Annotated in this window: 14 protein-coding genes; 1 reads left to right on the top strand and 13 read right to left on the bottom strand. The window is 41.9% G+C overall.

The annotated features are described in order from the left end of the window. Nucleotides 1-16 precede the first annotated feature (16 nt). Nucleotides 17-1,198, bottom strand: a complete 1,182-nt coding sequence (locus A7456_RS04480) for an acyl-CoA desaturase (protein ID WP_066892835.1) — start codon at nt 1,196-1,198, stop codon at nt 17-19. Between the two features lie 264 nt (nt 1,199-1,462). On the opposite strand from A7456_RS04480, the gene A7456_RS04475 reads away from it, so the two are divergent. Then, nucleotides 1,463-2,188 carry a TetR/AcrR family transcriptional regulator gene (locus tag A7456_RS04475; protein WP_066884536.1) on the top strand — a complete coding sequence of 242 codons (726 nt, stop codon included), beginning with the start codon at nt 1,463-1,465 and terminating at the stop codon, nt 2,186-2,188. 70 nt (nt 2,189-2,258) lie between these two features. Here A7456_RS04475 and A7456_RS04470 read toward each other — a convergent pair whose 3' ends face one another. The 12 genes from A7456_RS04470 to accD form a co-directional block, all read right to left on the bottom strand. After that, on the bottom strand, nt 2,259-3,644 hold the full coding sequence (locus A7456_RS04470; RefSeq protein ID WP_067008012.1) for an APC family permease: 1,386 nt from the start codon (nt 3,642-3,644) through the stop codon (nt 2,259-2,261). Nucleotides 3,645-3,994: 350 nt separating this feature from the next. Next, nucleotides 3,995-4,945: a glutathione synthase gene (gene gshB / locus A7456_RS04465; RefSeq protein ID WP_067008003.1), complete on the bottom strand. Its 951-nt coding sequence runs from the start codon at nt 4,943-4,945 to the stop codon at nt 3,995-3,997. Nucleotides 4,946-4,999: 54 nt separating this feature from the next. After that, complete coding sequence (pyrE, locus tag A7456_RS04460) at nt 5,000-5,638, bottom strand: orotate phosphoribosyltransferase (RefSeq protein WP_067008594.1); 639 nt, start codon at nt 5,636-5,638, stop codon at nt 5,000-5,002. A 97-nt stretch (nt 5,639-5,735) separates the two neighbouring features. Further along, the gene (locus A7456_RS04455) at nt 5,736-8,084 is read right to left on the bottom strand and encodes a TonB-dependent receptor (RefSeq protein ID WP_067008001.1); all 2,349 of its coding nucleotides are present in this window, start codon (nt 8,082-8,084) and stop codon (nt 5,736-5,738) included. A 317-nt stretch (nt 8,085-8,401) separates the two neighbouring features. Further along, nucleotides 8,402-9,280: a translation elongation factor Ts gene (gene tsf / locus A7456_RS04450; protein WP_067007998.1), complete on the bottom strand. Its 879-nt coding sequence runs from the start codon at nt 9,278-9,280 to the stop codon at nt 8,402-8,404. 160 nt (nt 9,281-9,440) lie between these two features. Further along, nucleotides 9,441-10,250: a 30S ribosomal protein S2 gene (gene rpsB / locus A7456_RS04445; RefSeq protein ID WP_066884550.1), complete on the bottom strand. Its 810-nt coding sequence runs from the start codon at nt 10,248-10,250 to the stop codon at nt 9,441-9,443. A gap of 263 nt (nt 10,251-10,513) precedes the next feature. Continuing rightward, nucleotides 10,514-10,969, bottom strand: a complete 456-nt coding sequence (locus A7456_RS04440; protein WP_066884552.1) for a chemotaxis protein CheX — start codon at nt 10,967-10,969, stop codon at nt 10,514-10,516. A 231-nt stretch (nt 10,970-11,200) separates the two neighbouring features. Continuing rightward, nucleotides 11,201-11,563 carry a response regulator gene (locus A7456_RS04435; protein WP_062498267.1) on the bottom strand — a complete coding sequence of 121 codons (363 nt, stop codon included), beginning with the start codon at nt 11,561-11,563 and terminating at the stop codon, nt 11,201-11,203. Between the two features lie 72 nt (nt 11,564-11,635). Then, nucleotides 11,636-13,813 (bottom strand): ATP-binding protein, encoded by a 2,178-nt coding sequence (locus tag A7456_RS04430; protein ID WP_067007996.1) that lies wholly within the window; start codon nt 13,811-13,813, stop codon nt 11,636-11,638. Nucleotides 13,814-14,141: 328 nt separating this feature from the next. Then, nucleotides 14,142-15,281: a LysM peptidoglycan-binding domain-containing protein gene (locus A7456_RS04425; RefSeq protein ID WP_067007994.1), complete on the bottom strand. Its 1,140-nt coding sequence runs from the start codon at nt 15,279-15,281 to the stop codon at nt 14,142-14,144. 85 nt (nt 15,282-15,366) lie between these two features. Continuing rightward, the gene (gene folC / locus A7456_RS04420; protein ID WP_067007986.1) at nt 15,367-16,689 is read right to left on the bottom strand and encodes a bifunctional tetrahydrofolate synthase/dihydrofolate synthase; all 1,323 of its coding nucleotides are present in this window, start codon (nt 16,687-16,689) and stop codon (nt 15,367-15,369) included. A 153-nt stretch (nt 16,690-16,842) separates the two neighbouring features. Further along, entirely contained in the window at nt 16,843-17,730 is an 888-nt protein-coding gene (accD, locus tag A7456_RS04415; RefSeq protein ID WP_066892817.1) for an acetyl-CoA carboxylase, carboxyltransferase subunit beta, read from the bottom strand. Nucleotides 17,731-17,752: the final 22 nt, after the last annotated feature.

The raw sequence follows: 17,752 nt of genomic DNA, 5'->3' as shown, positions 1-17,752 counted from the left end.
TTATTTTATCTAAATCCTATCCTTTTGCAGTTTTGCCTTTTAATTGCATAAAAGCCTGTTCCACATGCTCGCTGTGGTCGCGAATTTTTTGTTCAATTTGGGCAAACTGTTCTTTTAGATACTCATCAGCTTCATGCAAGCGGTTGGCAAATTCGGTACGTTTTAACTCCATGGACTTAGCTTTTAGGGCGTGCCATTCCTCTACCGTTTTGGTGAAGGCATCGTATTCGGTGCTGATTTTGTCCTTAAATAGCATGAGCCTATCATCCAAGGACAAATCCCCACCAGCAATGCGAGCCTGAGCACGTTTAAATTGCATGGTCACCTCAGCATGCTTGATGGTTAGGTCATCAACGGTTTTTAACTCTTTGGCAAGACCGATTTTTGACAATCCAGCGATGAGCCATTTGGTTGGGTCATATTGCCACCATTTAACCCCATTACGGTAATCATATTGAAAATAATGATGGTAGTTGTGATAACCCTCTCCCCAGGTAAAAATCGCCAAAATTGGGTTATCACGGGCAGTATTCTCATCAGTATAGGGGCGTGTGCCAAACATATGGCATAGCGAATTGATGAAAAAAGTAAAATGATGGGTGAGTACCATACGCAGCAGCCCCACGATGATAAATGCTCCAAGCATATCACCAATGATAAATCCTACTGCACTTAAAACGATAATATTGGTCAATAGCACCCACAGACCATAATGCTCGTGTTGGTGTGTCAGTACCTTGTCTTTTTTTAGGTCGGGAATATTTTTATAATCATATTGACCACTGGGATATTTTTTTAACATCCACTGCATGTGGCTAAACCAAAAGCCACGACGTGCTGAGTAAGGGTCATCATACTCATCATCAACATGACGATGATGAACACGATGCCCTGAACACCAATCAAAAGCAGAACTTTGTACTGCCAAAGTCGCCCCAATGAGTAAAAAATATTTCACGATGGGATGGGCTTCATAAGACTTATGGGCAAATAAGCGGTGATAGCCTGCGGTAATAGACAGTCCTGTCCATGCCATGAACAGTGAAAATGTCAGCCACAGAGCAGGACTGGTATCATGCGTATACAGATACCACGGCACTAAAATCAAAGCAAGCAAAGGGGTGCTGATAAGAAAAACAGCAGGCACCCAGTTGATGGGAGGGTTTTCAAAATCTTGGGGGGTGTGTTTGGCAGTCATGGTATTTTCCTGTATTGCCTATAATTCTTTATATTATTTATGATAGACCATTATACCTGAATTTACCAAAAATGTGAACGTCCATGCACAAAAATTTATTAAAAATAAACATGCATCCATCAATGATAAACGGCTAAGTTGTCATAAAAATACTGGATGTGGCAAGCAGCTACTAAGGCAAATGTTTTTAAAATATTTCACAATATTTAAAATTTTGTTATAATTGAAAAAATTTTACATTTTGCCCACTCAGGGATTAAAGACATGAGCAGTCGTAAAGAACAGTTTGAACACCGAGAACGGCAGATTTTGGCGGCTGCTGAACAACTGCTACTAGAATCGGGTGATTATGATTTGACCTTAGACAGCTTGGCACGTCATTTAGATTTGGCAAAGGGAACGTTGTATAAGCATTTTGTAAGCAAAGATGAGTTGTTACTGCACCTGCTGATAGAATATGAAAAACGCCTGTATGAGATGAACAGCATTCATGATGGAGCGGGGGCGGGTGTGGCTCGCATGGTACTACAATTACTACTACGTCCACAGCGGGCGATGATGTTTCATCACTTAGAGGATAAATTGTCATCAACAGCATCGGGGCTAAACCGATTATTTGGTGAATTGTATAAGATTCGTCGTGAACGCATGAGACGCATTTATGAGATTGCTGAATGTTATTTGTCCGAACAAAACAGCTCCATGGCAATCCGAGATTTTTTGGCAAGCATCTGGGCATTGGGTCAAGGCGGAGCGGGACTTTTAAATTCCAGCTTTTATCAGCGTTACCTAGGGGATAGGGATACTTTAAAATACGCCTTTGTGATACAAATGCTTGACTTGCCAAAACTCCACACCCCAAACACTATGGTCAAGCCACTGCCAGAGCAGACAGACAGCAAATCAAATGCCACCCCAAACATCGACGGCGAAGAAATCCCCACCATCACACCCAAACTCATCAAGCCATTAATGCCACCTTTGGTATAGGATATACACCCAACCTATAACCCACAAAAAAATCCTGCCAACCAAAGCAGGATTTTTATATTTACAAAAACTACACATCTTCTTCTTTGTATTGTGGCATGGGCTTTTTAAAACCACTTGTCTTAATACCAAGCCAGATAAAACCCAGCAACGCCCAAAACAGACCCACAGCAAAGGTAATGCCATCCACTTCCAACCACATCAGAAAAATGCTGATAAAGCCAATCACAGGCACAACAACATAGCTGATGATTTGTTTGGGTGTTTTAACCATTTTATCACGCAGTGCATAGCGAAAAATGACCGATAAGTTAACAAAGCTAAATGCCGTCAATGCACCAAAACTGATCAAATTAACAACGGTCTCTAATTTGATAAAACCTGCGGTCAAAGCCACACCACCTGCAATTAGAATGTTATTAACAGGCGTTAAAAATTTGTGGCTTAGCTGACCAAAGACTTTTTTACTAATCACGCCATCACGACCCATCACATACATCAGACGAGACACGCCAGCATGGGCAGAGATGCCAGATGCCATCACTGTTACAATGGCAAAACCCAACACAATCGATTGAAATGCCGAACCGCCCACAAGCAACAATATTTCTGCTTGGGTCTCATCCACCGCTTCAAAATACAGCTTAGGGTCGCTCGGTAAATAGGTTTGCATAAAGTAAGCACTGACAACGAACACCGCACCTGCAATTAGCGTTGTCAAAATCATCGCTTTTGGCAAGGTATTTTTAACATCTTTGGTTTCCTCAGCAAGACTAGAAATAGAATCAAAGCCTGTGAATGAGAAACATAAAATGGTCGCACCTGTAATTAACGCCCCCACCGAAGTCATCTCACTCCAAAATGGCTTTAAACTCCAAAGTTCATAGATATCCTCTGGGTTAGTATTGGCGGCATACTGTGCCATTTGTAATTTGCTATAAATCAGATAGGTAAAAACAGCGATTACCAATAACTGTACCGCCACAATCCAACTGTTAAAGTAGGCGACGGTTTTTGAGCCAAAGATATTAACCACCGTCATCAGCCCTGTTAGACCAATCACCCAAACCCAATGATTGACCATCGGAAATAACGCCTCAAGATACAGCACAGCAAGGATGATATTTACCATAGGCGAGAGCAAATAATCAAGCCAACTTGACCAGCCAACCATAAACCCCATGGATGGGTTAATTGATTTTTGTGTATAAGTATATGCTGAACCTGATGATGGATAGGCACGAATCATATGCCCATAGCTGATTGATGTAAGCAAGATGGCAAATAATGCAAAAAGATAAGACATCGGCACATGTCCACCGCTATCACGGGAAACCATACCAAAAGTGTCAAGCAATGTCATCGGCTGAATATAAGCCAAACCAATGATGATGACGTGCCACAGACCAAGATTTCGCCGCAATTTTGCAGCTTGGGTAGTAACAGGTGTACTCAACGTAGAGTCCTCCAAAAGCGTGCGTAAACGCAAAACAGAGAAAAGGCGTTGGGGTGCTAATACTGTTATCAAACGTACTTTTGGCAGATAAAATCTGTTAGCGGGCGTGTTTGAGATTTGATTAAGCTATCAACTCCGAATTAAAATATGATTGACCGAAATGGCAATCTTTGGATGATTTTTACAGACGTAAAAAAATGGATAATTTTACCCCAAAAATCAACCCATGCCAATGTATTTTTAACAATTTCATTCACATTTAATCATATTTTGTCAAATTGATGAATTTTTAATCAATAAAACCCCATAAAATGGGGTCATATCTTATGACAAAGCTGATTTTAAAGCCATTATTTTAGCAAATTCTCAATAAATTTAATAAAATCCACCGCAATGGTTGTGCCACACTGTTCATCAATTTCACGCACGCATGTTGGGGAGGTTACGTTAATTTCAGTGATTTTTCCCCCAATAAGGTCAAGCCCCACAAAATATAAGCCTTTTTTGAGCAAAATGGGGGCAACTTTCTCAGCAACGGCTCGTTCAGCATCTGTAAGAGACATGGCAACACCACGACCACCCGCCGCCAAATTACCACGAGTCTCACCCTCTTGTGGAATGCGAGCTAAACAAAAGGGCATCACTTTACCACCGACAATCAACACTCGTTTATCACCGTCTTTAATTTTAGGCAGATATTTTTGAGCCATGATGGGCAAAGTTTGCATTTGAGTAAGCATTTCTAAGGTTGAGCCAATATTTGAGTCATTTGCCGTCAGACGAAAAATCCCCATACCGCCCATACCATCTAACGGCTTGACAATCACGTCTTGATGCTCATCTATAAATGAACGAATGTGCGACTGTTTGGCGGTAACGATGGTTGGGCTCATAAATTCGCTAAACTGTGTGGCAAAAAGTTTCTCATTGCACGCACGCACTGAATCTGGGTCATTTGCCACCAATACGCCTGCACGTTTGGCATATTCTAATAAGTGCAAAGCGTACAAAAAATTCATGTCAAAAGGCGGGTCTTTACGCATCAAAATCACGTCAAATTCACTGGCATTGACGGTTTTTTTATCGCTAAGTTCATAAAAATTATCAGGATTTTTAAATACTTGCACATCCTGCTTATCCACAAACAACCCACCCTCATCAAGCCACAAATCATAAATGCCACAATACGCCAAACCATGTCCACGCTCGGCTATCGCCCACATCATTGCAAGCGTGGTATCTTTTTTGTAGTTGATACTTGCAATATCATCCATGACGATAAGAAAGTTAAGTTTTTTCATGCAACGCTCCAACTTTTAAAATATTTAGGTAATTTTCATCAATCACAAAAAGTCTCATACGCCATATTGCTCACGGTAGGCTTGCATTTTTACCAAATGCTCAGTTTCGCCCTTAGCCTGCAAAAAAGCAATAATGTCATCAATATCCACCAAGGCAAACACAGGCACGCCAAAATCTTCTTTAATCTGACAAACTGCCGAACGCTCGTCCTGCCCACGCTCTTTGCGGTCAAGAATGATGACAATCCCAGCAAGACTTGCCTCCACCCCTTTTAAAATCTCAATCACCTCACGCACTGCCGTCCCTGCGGTCATGACATCATCAATCACCCACACCGACTTGCCAGATAAATCCGCTCCGACAAGGTTGCCGCCCTCGCCATGTTTTTTGGTCTCTTTGCGGTTATAACCCCAAGCGGTATCAATGCCATGCGTACGCCACAAGGTCTGAGCGGTGGTCGCCACAAACGGAATGCCCTTATATGCCGCCCCAAAAATTGTGGGGTTGTCGCCCAACTGTTTTGCCAAAATATCAGCATAGCCGTTTGAGAGCATATCCAACGCCTTACCGCTTGACAGTAGTCCTGCATTAAAAAAGTAGGGACTGACACGCCCCGATTTTAGGGTAAATTCACCAAATGTTAATACGCCATAATCAAGCAGCAACTCAATAAATTCGTTTTTGTTAAACATAAAACCTCCGCTAAAATAAATGCCATTGTACTCTGTTTTTGACAAATTTCCCAAATTTTTTACAATAAAAAACGCACCAAATGATGCGTTTTTGTCATCAAAACCGTGCCGTAACACCAACGGTAAAAGCTCTGGCAGGCAACGGGGCGATATAACGCAAGGGTGAGTTATGAGGGCGAGCATCTTCATTAAGCAGATTTGTACCACCAAAACGCAACGTCATCGGAATATCCAGCCAATGCACCTCTTTTTTAACATCTGCACTCACAAGTGTGTAGGCAGGCAATGGCGTTTCATTCTTAGTGTTTTGATAACGTGGCTTATCATGATACACACCATTAATCCCTACTTGCCAACCCTGATGACGCCAATTCACCCCAAGTCCGTAGCGATTGGTTGGCATATTTGACATGTAGATGCCCTCATTATGCACCGTCACCCGACTGGCATTTAGATGCTTGTTTTTGACCAAATCAGCAAATGATGATACTGTCATATCACCATAACGACCCAACTCAAATTCTCGACGCACATCTATTTCAAAACCTGTTATCTGAACGTCATTTTGTTGCCAGTATTTTAGTGGCATTCTCGCCCCACCTGTATTTGCCCCACCAGATGCCATGTGAATATAATCGGTAAATTTATTTTCATACACCGACGCACTGATGTCAAAATCTAAGCCATCAAAGGACACGGACAACTCTTTACTTTTTACCCGCTCTGGTTTTAGGTTCTGATCACCCTCTTCGTGTGCCATAATGCTATAATGCAAATTGGATGCATACAACTCATTAATCTCTGGCGCTCTTTGACTATCAGCATAGCGAGCCTTGATGCCCACTCGGTCAAACGGACGAAACGATGCCTGCAAATCATAGCTGTCTAACCCATATTTTCTGCTTTCTAATGCCTTGTTCTTGGCATTGCGATGCGTGGCAAAACCACCCACAACATCATGCTCAACACGTTCATGGCGATAACCCAATGTTAAATCAACAGGATTAAATGACAAGGTCTCTTGCAAAAACACGCCATAATGTGTTGTATCTACATTGGGCAGATACACCGACTCACCCACGCCTTGGACTTGTCTTTTAGAGCCATTTATCCCCATCACACCCAAAATAAATGGCCCAGGCTGATGGTAAGCCGACGTGCTAAATTGACTGGTACGAAAACGGTAGTCATTAGCCAACTGCTCTCCCACGTTCTCTTTGCTTTGTTCATGAACCCAGCCTGCGTGAAGTGTCATGCGATTTAGCCAAGGCTGGTTGTGGTGTGTCTGCGCTTCAACAGCCAGCTTATTTTGCGTGTTGTTAATGCGTACAGGCTGACCACTTTTATAATCAAGTCCCAAACCCAAATTTGACATGGAAAAACCGGGCAATCCATAATCACTGTGTTTTGTATCAGCAGATACAGCAATGTGGTTATTCTTGCCATGTCCCTGCCAAAAATAACTGCCTGCCACCCCCAAGCGGTGATTTTCAAGGTCGCTATTACCCAGTTTTTTATGATAATTTTCGGTAATGTCCAAGATTTTATCCACGGTCTCTATTTTCTCGGGCGTACCTGCAACATAATGAGGATTATCTTTATAACTAGAATGTGGTGTGTTGGTAAATACATCTGCCAATCCAAGTCCCCAATCACTGTATCTATCACGAATCTTGCCTGTTGCTATGTCGTAATAATCAGGCTTATAGTATTTTTTGGACGTAATGTTAAATTCGCTTTTAATGACAGGCTGACGCTGACATGAATTCGCCAAATTTGAGTTATGTCCAAGCCCATATTGGTTGCGTGAGATTAATTGATTTTCACACACGCCTGCCTTGCTCATGCCCACAATGTCATACCCATCTAACTGCTGAGTGGAATATAAAACATTGACACTGATGTTTTTTTGATTGTTAAAATTCGCCTTGATGCCATGGGAGTCAATGTCATTAAACCCCTTTTGTAAATGCACCTCAAGACTTACAGGCTCATCAGTAAGATGTTTTGGCACAAGACCACCATCAATCTCCACACTGCCGCCAATGGCATGACCACCTTCTTTGACCACATTGTTAAACTTATGCACGCCAACCAAGCGATGAAATATTGGGTCAAAAGCAATGTTTGTTCCTGCACTCATGGCATTTAATCCATTGACCGTCATGCCGTTTTCTATGACATTGACACGATTGCCAGACAAACTGCGTATGACAGGCGAACCTGCATGTGGACCAAAACTACTGCTATGTACGCCTGAGATGCCCTTAACCGCATCACCAAGCGTTTTATTGTCTGATGATTTGTTATAAACATAAGTGGTGTTCGGTGCTTTATCATCAAGATAGATGGTCATCGCAGGCAGTTGAACGCTGGGCAACTCCTCTGCCATCGCCATTTGAGTCAACGTCGCCAACACCATCAAATTTAATTTACGCAAATTCATGGTTACCCCCAAAAGATATATTATTACATAATGTTTACATAAAAACAATAATTTTAAGCAGATTTTGACAAAGCGACCGCAATGATGTCAAAACAAATTTCAAACTTAGGACAAATTTGACATTAATAAAATAAAGACCAAATCAAAGGACTAAGTTCCTGCAAAATACAGAAACTTAGTCCTTAATAAAACCAAAAAATCAATACATCCAAGGATATGGAATAGATGCTTAGTTGGCAAGGCAAACTTAATCTAATCTCTCATCTTAATTTGTCTAAGAATTGGCTCATAAGATTGGGTTTTGACTTGATGGTATATTAGCCTTGGGCGGCAGCTTGGGCGGCAGCAACCTCAGCGGCAAAGTCCTCTTGCTTTTTCTCAATACCCTCGCCAACTTCTAGGCGTTTAAAGCTGATGACAGTGGCATTTTCAGCTTTTAACACATCGCCAACTTTTTTATCGTTGTCAATGACATAAGGCTGGTTGACCAAAGTAACTTCGTTTAGGTACTTTTGGATACCGCCAGTGATCATCTTCTCAATGACCGTCTCAGACTTACCAGATTCTTTGGCCTTGGCTTCAATAATGTCTTTTTCACGAGCTAGGATATCGGCAGGTACATTTTCTTCATTGACCGCCAATGGATTAAAGGCAGCCACTTGCATGGCAACAGACTTACCAAGTTCTGACGAACCACCATCCATAGACACAACCACACCGATACGCAGACCATGACGGTAAGCGGCTAGGTTGGTACCTTCAATGATTTCAGCACGGCGAACTTGTACGTTCTCACCGATTTTTTGTACTAAGGCAACACGAGCTTCTTCTACACTCACACCGTCTTCATACGGCAGTGCAGAGATGGCGGCGACATCGGTGATATTATTTGCAAGTGCAAGTTCAGCAACTTTATTGGCAAATGCGGTGAAATTTTCATCTTTGGCAACAAAATCAGTTTGGCAGTTTACTTCTAGTAATAATGCTTTATCGGCATTTTGAGTGATAATAATGGCACCGTCAGCGGCAATATTTCCTGCTTTTTTGGCAGCTTTGGCCTGACCTGATTTACGTAGATTATCAATGGCAAGCTCAATATCGCCACCAGCTTCTTCTAGGGCTTTTTTACATTCCATCATACCAAGACCAGTACGGTCACGGAGTTCTTTTACAGTTTTTGCAGATATTTGAGACATGGTTTCTTACCTTTTGTTTGCTGATGATTGAATTAAAATACAATAACTTGCATACACAGCAAATTATTGATTGGGCAATGCTCCTCATTTTATCCTATATTAGCACATGACAACAATCACATGCTGGGCTTAAAATGAACAGCAAAGCCCAGTAACAAAATCAATAATTGTTTACCACTTGACCTGCTTGGTCAACTTTATCTTCAACATCGGCGGTGGCATTATTACGATTGGCTTGTTTTTCAGGGTCCAAATCATCGCCCTTAGCTTGGGTTTTGGCATATTCTTTGCCAGCGATGATGGCATCAGCCATGGCAGTAGCGTATAGCGTAACGGCACGAATGGCGTCGTCGTTTGCTGCAATGACATAATCTACATTATCAGGATTTGAATTGGTGTCTACCACGCCAATTACAGGAATGCCTAGGTTTTTGGCTTCTTTGATGGCGATGGCTTCATGGTCAACGTCAATCACAAAAATTGCATCAGGCAGACCGTTCATGTCTTTGATACCACCCAAAGCACGCTCCAATTTCTCCATGTCACGAGTACGCTCCAAAGCTTCACGCTTGGTTAGTTTGGCAAAAGTACCATCTTCGGCCTGCTTTTCTAAGTCTTTTAAACGAGTGATAGACTGACGAATGGTTTTCCAGTTGGTCAAAGTGCCACCCAACCAGCGATGATCAATGTATGGCATGCCAGCACGCTGTGCTTGTTCACGGATGGCTTGACCTGCGGCACGCTTGGTACCGACAAATAGGATTTTGTTGCGATTAGCGGCTTGTTGATTGGCAAAAGTCAGTGCTTCATTAAACTGCTGAACGGTATGTTCTAAGTTGATGATATGAATGCCATTACGTGCACCAAAGATGTATTGATTCATCTTAGGATTCCAGTAGCGAGTTTGGTGACCAAAGTGAGCACCTGCTTCTAGCAAGTCACGCATGGCGATTTGGGTAGGGTTTGACATGATGTGTCCTCAAATGTTGGGTTATGCCTCCACGAATGCACTTACCGAATTTGCTTGCAATATCTGCACAGCAAACACCCCGATAAGTAATGGCAAGCCTGTCTTGTGGTCAGACTTTAATTCGTGTGTGTCATTAGGTTAAAGTAAAACGCTTAAAAAAGCCGTTCATTATAGCATGTATTGGTATCCATGACAACAAAATCCGCCTACTTATACTTTTTAAAAAGTGATTTTTGCGAATAAATGTGCCTAGAAGCAACGGATCAGTTGCTATAACTGACGCAGATGCCAATAACGCCATCATGCTCATGCCAATGAAAAGGAATGACATAAGTACGCTTATCTTTGGGCAAAAAGTTTGCACTTGGCGCCCCATCAACAATCTTAGGTGGCGAGATGATAAAATCAGAGCCAAATTCTGTACGTGCATTACCTGATACGGTATTTGCCACCTCGCCGATAAGGTCTTTTAATAGTGCCAATGAGTTCTCAGGTTCACCCAACGTGATAAGCAAATCACGAAGCAATGGCGTCTCTGCACTCACGTACACACAGCCAGTTAAAGGACCCGTGATGGTAATAATACCACTATAATCATAAGCAAGCGGTGTGGCGTTGCTGTTTAGATAAGGAGTGTCTACATCGGTTAGTTTTTCGCCAACTTGGTCAAAAAATGCCATAACCGAGCTGATAAAAATATTTAATTTTTCTGCTTTCATAAATACTTCTCAAAGTGTCATACCATACCTTGTTTAAGGTTATATCTATCAACTCATCAATGAAATGATGCTTAAAATCTGTTTGATTTTAATGGCACTAATACAAATAAAATATTTTATTTATATCAAAATAATAGAAAAACGCTTAAACATTCAAGTAAAGCAAACAAAAAGTCTTATCAACTTTTTAAAATTATAAATCACCGACGGATATTATCCGCCGAATACCAATCAATCATGCATGAGTTCATCAAGTGCTGCAACCAGTTCTTCATCAGAAAATGGCTTACACAAAAAGCCACTGGCACCCAGTGATAATGCTTGAATGCCTGTGGCTTTATCAGAGAGTGCTGAAACCACCAAAATACGCACCCCATCATCCAAAGCAACCAACTTCTCAATACATTCCAAACCGTCCATTTGTGGCATGGTCAAGTCCATGGTTACAACATCGGGTTTATGTAGTTGAAATTTTTCAACGGCATCTGCACCATTAGATGCTGTGGCAACCAACATGAATGTTTCGTTATTGTAAGCACGCTGAATACGATTTCTGATGATATTTGAATCATCAACAACCATTAATTTATACATATAAACTCCATTAGAATGCCCATAAGCCTGCTCATGATACAGCACTTATGGGTTTTCGACTACTAAAATTAATTACATGGGCAGTTTAATCACAAAGCGACAGAATTGACCTTCTTCACTTTGAACATTAATCTTACCACCAAACTCTTTGACACGGTCTTTGACAATGTCTAACCCCACACCTCGCCCTGCATCTTCATCAGCTTGGTCTTTGGTGCTAAACCCTGAGGAAAACAGTATGTTTAATAAGCGACTCTTTTCAAAGGCGTGCACTTCATCTTCGGTATAAGTACCTTTGGCTATGATACGCTGACGAATGGCCTCATAATCAATGCCTTTGCCATCATCCTCTATGCTAAAAATAAAGTCGCTATTGTCATCACCTGCATGAGTTTTTATCATCACTTTGACAGTACCCATCTCATCTTTTCCATTTTGAACACGAGCAGCGGGCGAGTCAATACCATGCACGATGGCGTTACGAAGTAGTTGAACAGACAATTCTTTGGTTACGGTTTTTAGGCGTGCAGGAATATTTTGACCTTCCAGTCCTTGGGTATCTAGCTGTACAAGTTTACCCTGACGCTCAGCGATGTCTTGGGCAAACTGCTCTAAATACGCACCCAACTCTTCTTTGGCATTCACAGTTTCTTGCTGCTCTGTTGTCTGAGTTGTCTCACTTCTTAGATAATCCTCTTGGGTCTTAGCACCAACCTCTTGATGTCCGTGATTCATCATATTACGTGCTGCTGTGTTAATACGCTCACCTAGACCAGTAATGGTATTAGATAAGCTCAACAACTCATCCAAATGTACGGTCAATGGCAAGAAGTCATTACCTGAGAGTGTTGCTTGGTTTTGCAATGCGTGCAGTTTATTTTCTGCCTCTGATGCAATCTTAGTAAAACTGTGCAACTTTAATGCTGATGCCTCACCTTTTAAGCTGTGCATTTCGCGATATAGCGATTTGGTTTTATTTTGTAGTTCAAATTGCGAGCTGCCTGGGTTTTTTAGCGTGTTATTCATCTTTTCAATATGCTTGTGCGTATTGTCAATAAACTCACTAATGACCGTAGGATTTACGTTCAAAATGGTGGTCAGCATCTCAATCTGCATGTCATTTTGGGCACGTTCTTGTTCTAGACGTTGTTCCAGACGCACCGCATCAGAGATGTCATTGACGTTCACCAAAATACGGGCAATGTTTTTGCCTTCGTATACCCGAGAGAATTTAAAATCAAGATAGCGATTTTCATTTGTGCCATTTTCACTCTCACGCTGAATCATGACCTTATTCAAAGGGTTCAAGCTATCCACAAGTTTCTCTTTAACACGTGGGTTATATAGCTGGTCAATGAATTTTTGTGTGGTATCAAGGTCTTTATCAGAGATGCGATTGCGAAGAACGGTGGTTAAGTTCTCACCGCCTAAGCGTTTAGTACCGATAATGTCGGTCAGAGCTTTTGAGTGCTGCTGACCGATGTTTAGGTCTCTGTCAAGCAGGAACAGACCTGTGTTTACCGTCTGCATAATCTCTGTGGTCTCTTGACGTGCTGCTTCGGTTTCGGCATCCGATTGACGCAGACGTCTTAATACAATCAGAATAAACACAGCAAAGTACACCAAAATCGCACCCACCCCAATGATCTGAATGATACGAATATTACCAGCTTGGGTCTCAGCAGCACGTGTTACACTAAAAGTTAATTCATGCAAAGCATCATTCATCGCCAAAGATGAGATTTTGGCTTGCTCACCTGCTAAACGCAATGGCGTACTAGAATCTGCGGTGATGTCGCCTGCCACCGCCAAATATGCCTCTACCCTAGGTTTTAGAGCGTTCCACTGTTCACGTGCTATCTCCAAATGAGCGACAGCCTCTGAATCCGTTAGCTTTGGCAATTGGTGAGTTTCACCATGAGAGTCATGATAGATGCCAGCATGCTCAATGGCACTTAGGATTGATTCAATGGATTTTGACGTTTCATCCAGACGAGACAATACCGTTTTCATGTGAGGAGATGTGATGTCCTCGCCATAACTTAACTGCATGTCAAAAATATCTTTAATGAGTGACTGGGTGTCGTTGGCAACCCAGTGTGTGGCATCCGCCAAGGCAGCGTTACGTTCCAGTACGTTTGAGGCATAAAATGTAAACGCAAGCAGAATAAAAATCAATGCCATAAAAAGCGACATCGAGATGATCAGACCCCGATAACGCCCTGTGGCTGGCGTGGTATTTTGAGACATGAATACTCCCAACTAGAAGTGACTGACACTTTTATTACAATTCTAACTGTATTTTGGATATTTTTAGTACACCAAAACATAAAAGCATCTATAAAGTTTGCCCAAGTTTTATCATCACACAAAAACCATCTCATTCACCGCCGAATGACCCCCATCAGCCATGATGATTGGTTACAAGTGTTACGTATTTACTACAAAATTTGGAATAATATCCAACATTATAACACAATTATCATCAAAAAATCGTTAGTTTGCATAAAATTATCATCAAGAATATCAATTAAGCTTAGCAAATTTGCCAACAATTACTTTGTAAGGTACACAAACATCACTGAACACGCTTCACCCATGCACCACTGCCATCCACACGACTGTCATTTTTGATTTTATCACGCAAGGCGGCGGCGGCATCTTGATTTTTTTCTGATCCAACCAACACTCGCACGCCACGACTGGTCTGACTGGTACTGACCGTATAGCCAGCATCTCGGTATTTTTTGGCAAGCTCATCGGCTTTGGTTTGATTATTGGCAAGCGACACTTGCACGCCGTAACGAGCATTACCATTACCATCACCGCCTCTTTGGCGAGCTTCTTTTAGGCGTTTTTCGGCACGCTCAGTGGTGATTTTTTGGGCTTTGCGTTCTTTGGCATCACGTTCTAGACGAGCAACTTGCGTTTTTGATGGAATTTTGATGGTTTTACCGAGTGGCAAAGGGTCATCTCTTCCCATGTTGTTGGCTTGGGCAAGGGCAGAAACAGGCACGCCGTACTGACGAGACAGTTTAATCAAGCCATCACCACGCACCACTTTATGCTGTCCATTGTTGGTTTTTTGTGGGGTTTCATCATAGGCTTTTTTGGCTGGTTCTTTTTTTTGTTTTTCAGTTTTGGTTTTCTCTTCTTGTTGAACTTTTTTTTCTTCTTGTTCTTTTTGGGTTTTTAGCTTATCAGCTTTGGCTTTTTCATCTTTTTTACGCTTTTGTTGTTCTTGTTTGGCTTTTAGCTCTTTTTCTTTGGCAAGTTTTTCTAAGCGTTCTTGTTCTGCTTGTGCCTTGGCAACAGCAATCGCCTCAGGGCGTATCTCTACCGTTAAGGCATCAGCAGGTGTGGCTGTGGCTAGGGCTTTTTGTTCAGCACTTGCCTTGTCAAGAGCCAATTGTTGGGCTTTTTCTTGGGCTTCAATAAGTGCCATGGCTTGTCTTTCTTGGGCAAGCGTGCGAGCTTCACGGACTTGTTGCTTGACACTCAAAAGCTTATCCTCGGTCGCCATATCCACGGTCAAAGGCTCAACGGTGGGGCGAGCTACGCCGTCATCATGGTTGGCTGCCGTATCAATTGTTTGGGGAGCAATCTTGATGGCTTGAACATCTTTGACGGTGTTATTTTGTCCTTGATTGACAGCATATAAAATCACACCGCCCCCCAAAATCAAGCTCAATCCCAATAATAACTGTTTTGAAATCATTGTCTTATCACATCTGTTAGCATTTTTTTATTTTATCATAAAAGCCAATAAAGCCCATGAGATTTATCTTGATTTTACAATTTTCTCATAAAGTGCGTGGATTGTGTGTCAATCCCAATGCCATCATACTCTCAGCTATCGTATGAAATGACCCAAAGCATAAAATCACATCCTCACAATCTGCCTGCATCTCCACGCCCTCTGTCGCTTTGGTAATACTGTCATAGGTGTAGATGGTACTCTTTGGCAGATGCGTGATGATTTTGGTGTATAATTGATTTACCGCCAACGCTCGCACATTATCAATCTTAGCAATGTGCCATGTATTGATGGGCAGATTAAATGTGTTAATCAATGCCAACACATCATCAATGTCTTTATCGGCCAGCATGGAAAAGATAAAATGTAATTTAGCAGTTGGGCAGGTGTCTTTAATGTTTTGCCAAAATGGGACAAATAAGTCCATTAAAAACTGCATGCCATGCGTATTATGCCCCACATCAAAAATCCATTGTTTATTATTTATCATTCTTTTATCAAATCGTCCTGCCAATTTAACATGACTTAATCCATTTTTGATGTCATCCATACTGATATCAAGTTCACTTGCCAATATCGCACTGATGGCATTGACGGCGTTAATAAGGGCAATATTTGGTTTGGGCAAATGCAATGTTACTGCTTCATTGGCATAAGTCCAGTGTGTATTATTATGTAATTGATAAATAAAATCTTTGCCATAATGATAACATTTGGCATTTTTGTCATAAATGGTCTGGGCGACACTCTGTGGCATATCACGTTCGCCATATATCACAGGAATATTATCACGGATAATGCCTGCTTTTTCAGCACCGATTTTTTCTCTATCATCACCCAGCCAATCAATATGGTCAATGCCGATATTGGTTATCACGCCAATATCAGGGTCAATGACATTCACCACATCCAATCGCCCACCCAAACCAATCTCTAACACCCAAACATCGCATTTTAATTCTTTAAAAATCCAAAATGCTGATAAAGTCGTCATTTCAAAAAATGACAAAGAAACCTGACAATCTGTGCGTGCTTTTTCACATTCGCCAAAGGCTTTTATCAACAATTCATCATCAATCTGCACCCCATTCACTTTGATACGTTCATTAAAATTTATCAAATGGGGTGATTGATATAAGGCGGTTTTATAGCCTGCTTGGGTACAAATATCACCAATCAAAGCCGTCGTTGAGCCTTTGCCATTAGTGCCTGCAACCGTGAACACATAAGGACGCTGTGGCAAGTTATCTTTTAAAACACCCAACGCTTGGGCAACAGGTAACACACGGTCAAGCCCCATGTCAATGGCACTTACGTGAATACTGCCCATATAATTGAGCCATTCAGATACGGTTTGGGGGGTGTTCATGGGTGTTTTTATGCTAAAAAATTTGGGGTATTTTGCCTGATTTTTGGGGTTTTTTCAATAAGATTTATTGAATACTCTTAGCTCTCATTCATCTTATTTTTAACATGACCCACTGATAAAATCGGTAAGATTGTTTTAAATAACAACCCAAAATCAGCTCATATTTGGTAATTTCATCATCTTGGTCAGCAGTCTATACACCGTATTCACAAGCTCGTGGCGGTGTACCACCATGTCCACTGTGCCTTTATCCAACAAAAATTCAGCACGCTGAAACGGCTCATCCAAAACCTCACGCACCGTCTGTTCAATCACACGCTTACCTGCAAAACCAATCATCGCACGAGGTTCGGCAATATGCACATCACCCAACATGGCAAGGCTTGCTGTAACCCCACCATAGACAGGATTGGTCAAGACGACAACATAGGGCACGCCCGCCAAACGCAAGCGTTCAATGACCGCAGAGGTGCGAGCCATTTGCATAAGCGACAGCAAGCCCTCTTGCATTCTTGCCCCCCCACTTGCTGCAAAACAGACAAGTGGTTTACGCTCGGCAAGGGCTTTTTCACCTGCCATAACAAATCTATCGCCCACCACCGAACCCATAGAACCGCCCATGAATTTAAAATCAAAAGCACAAGCAATGAGTTCTAAATTTTTAATTTTGCCATTCATGACAATCAAAGCCTCAGACTCGCCTGTGGTTTTTTGGGCTTCACTCATACGCAAAGGATAGGGCTTGGAATCGGTAAAATGCAAAGGGTCGCCTGCTTGGTAATTCTGCCCAATCTCGCCTGTGATGTCATCAAAAAACCACACCAATCGCTTACGTGCTGACATGCTAAGATGATGGTCGCAATCAGGGCAGACGTATTGATTAAAAATCAAACTGGTGTTGGTTGTCAGTGTGTGGCAATTTGGGCATTCAGTGGATGGCTCGGTTTCCACCGCAGACGGCTGAACGACACGGTCTTGCTTAATGGATGGTACAGGGCGATTTAGCCACGTGGTTGGCATGGAGATTTGGGTGTTAGTCATATTTTTGCTACATTCACATTCA

The organism is Moraxella nonliquefaciens (assembly GCF_001679005.1).
Taxonomy (GTDB): Bacteria; Pseudomonadota; Gammaproteobacteria; order Pseudomonadales; family Moraxellaceae; genus Moraxella; species Moraxella nonliquefaciens.
The sequence above is the reverse complement of the archived record's forward strand: the minus strand, read 5'-3'. Positions and strand labels throughout refer to the sequence as shown.

Excerpts from the sequence above, each read along its gene's own strand:
- A7456_RS04480 (WP_066892835.1), bottom strand. The coding sequence starts at position 1,198 with ATGACTGCCAAACACACCCCCCAAGATTTTGAAAACCCTCCCATCAAC.
- A7456_RS04455 (WP_067008001.1), bottom strand. The coding sequence starts at position 8,084 with ATGAATTTGCGTAAATTAAATTTGATGGTGTTGGCGACGTTGACTCAA.
- tsf (WP_067007998.1), bottom strand. The coding sequence starts at position 9,280 with ATGTCTCAAATATCTGCAAAAACTGTAAAAGAACTCCGTGACCGTACT.
- A7456_RS04440 (WP_066884552.1), bottom strand. The coding sequence starts at position 10,969 with ATGAAAGCAGAAAAATTAAATATTTTTATCAGCTCGGTTATGGCATTT.
- rpsB (WP_066884550.1), bottom strand. The coding sequence starts at position 10,250 with ATGTCAAACCCTACCCAAATCGCCATGCGTGACTTGCTAGAAGCAGGT.
- gshB (WP_067008003.1), bottom strand. The coding sequence starts at position 4,945 with ATGAAAAAACTTAACTTTCTTATCGTCATGGATGATATTGCAAGTATC.
- accD (WP_066892817.1), bottom strand. The coding sequence starts at position 17,730 with ATGACTAACACCCAAATCTCCATGCCAACCACGTGGCTAAATCGCCCT.
- pyrE (WP_067008594.1), bottom strand. The coding sequence starts at position 5,638 with ATGTTTAACAAAAACGAATTTATTGAGTTGCTGCTTGATTATGGCGTA.
- A7456_RS04430 (WP_067007996.1), bottom strand. The coding sequence starts at position 13,813 with ATGTCTCAAAATACCACGCCAGCCACAGGGCGTTATCGGGGTCTGATC.
- A7456_RS04475 (WP_066884536.1), top strand. The coding sequence starts at position 1,463 with ATGAGCAGTCGTAAAGAACAGTTTGAACACCGAGAACGGCAGATTTTG.
- folC (WP_067007986.1), bottom strand. The coding sequence starts at position 16,689 with ATGAACACCCCCCAAACCGTATCTGAATGGCTCAATTATATGGGCAGT.
- A7456_RS04425 (WP_067007994.1), bottom strand. The coding sequence starts at position 15,281 with ATGATTTCAAAACAGTTATTATTGGGATTGAGCTTGATTTTGGGGGGC.
- A7456_RS04435 (WP_062498267.1), bottom strand. The coding sequence starts at position 11,563 with ATGTATAAATTAATGGTTGTTGATGATTCAAATATCATCAGAAATCGT.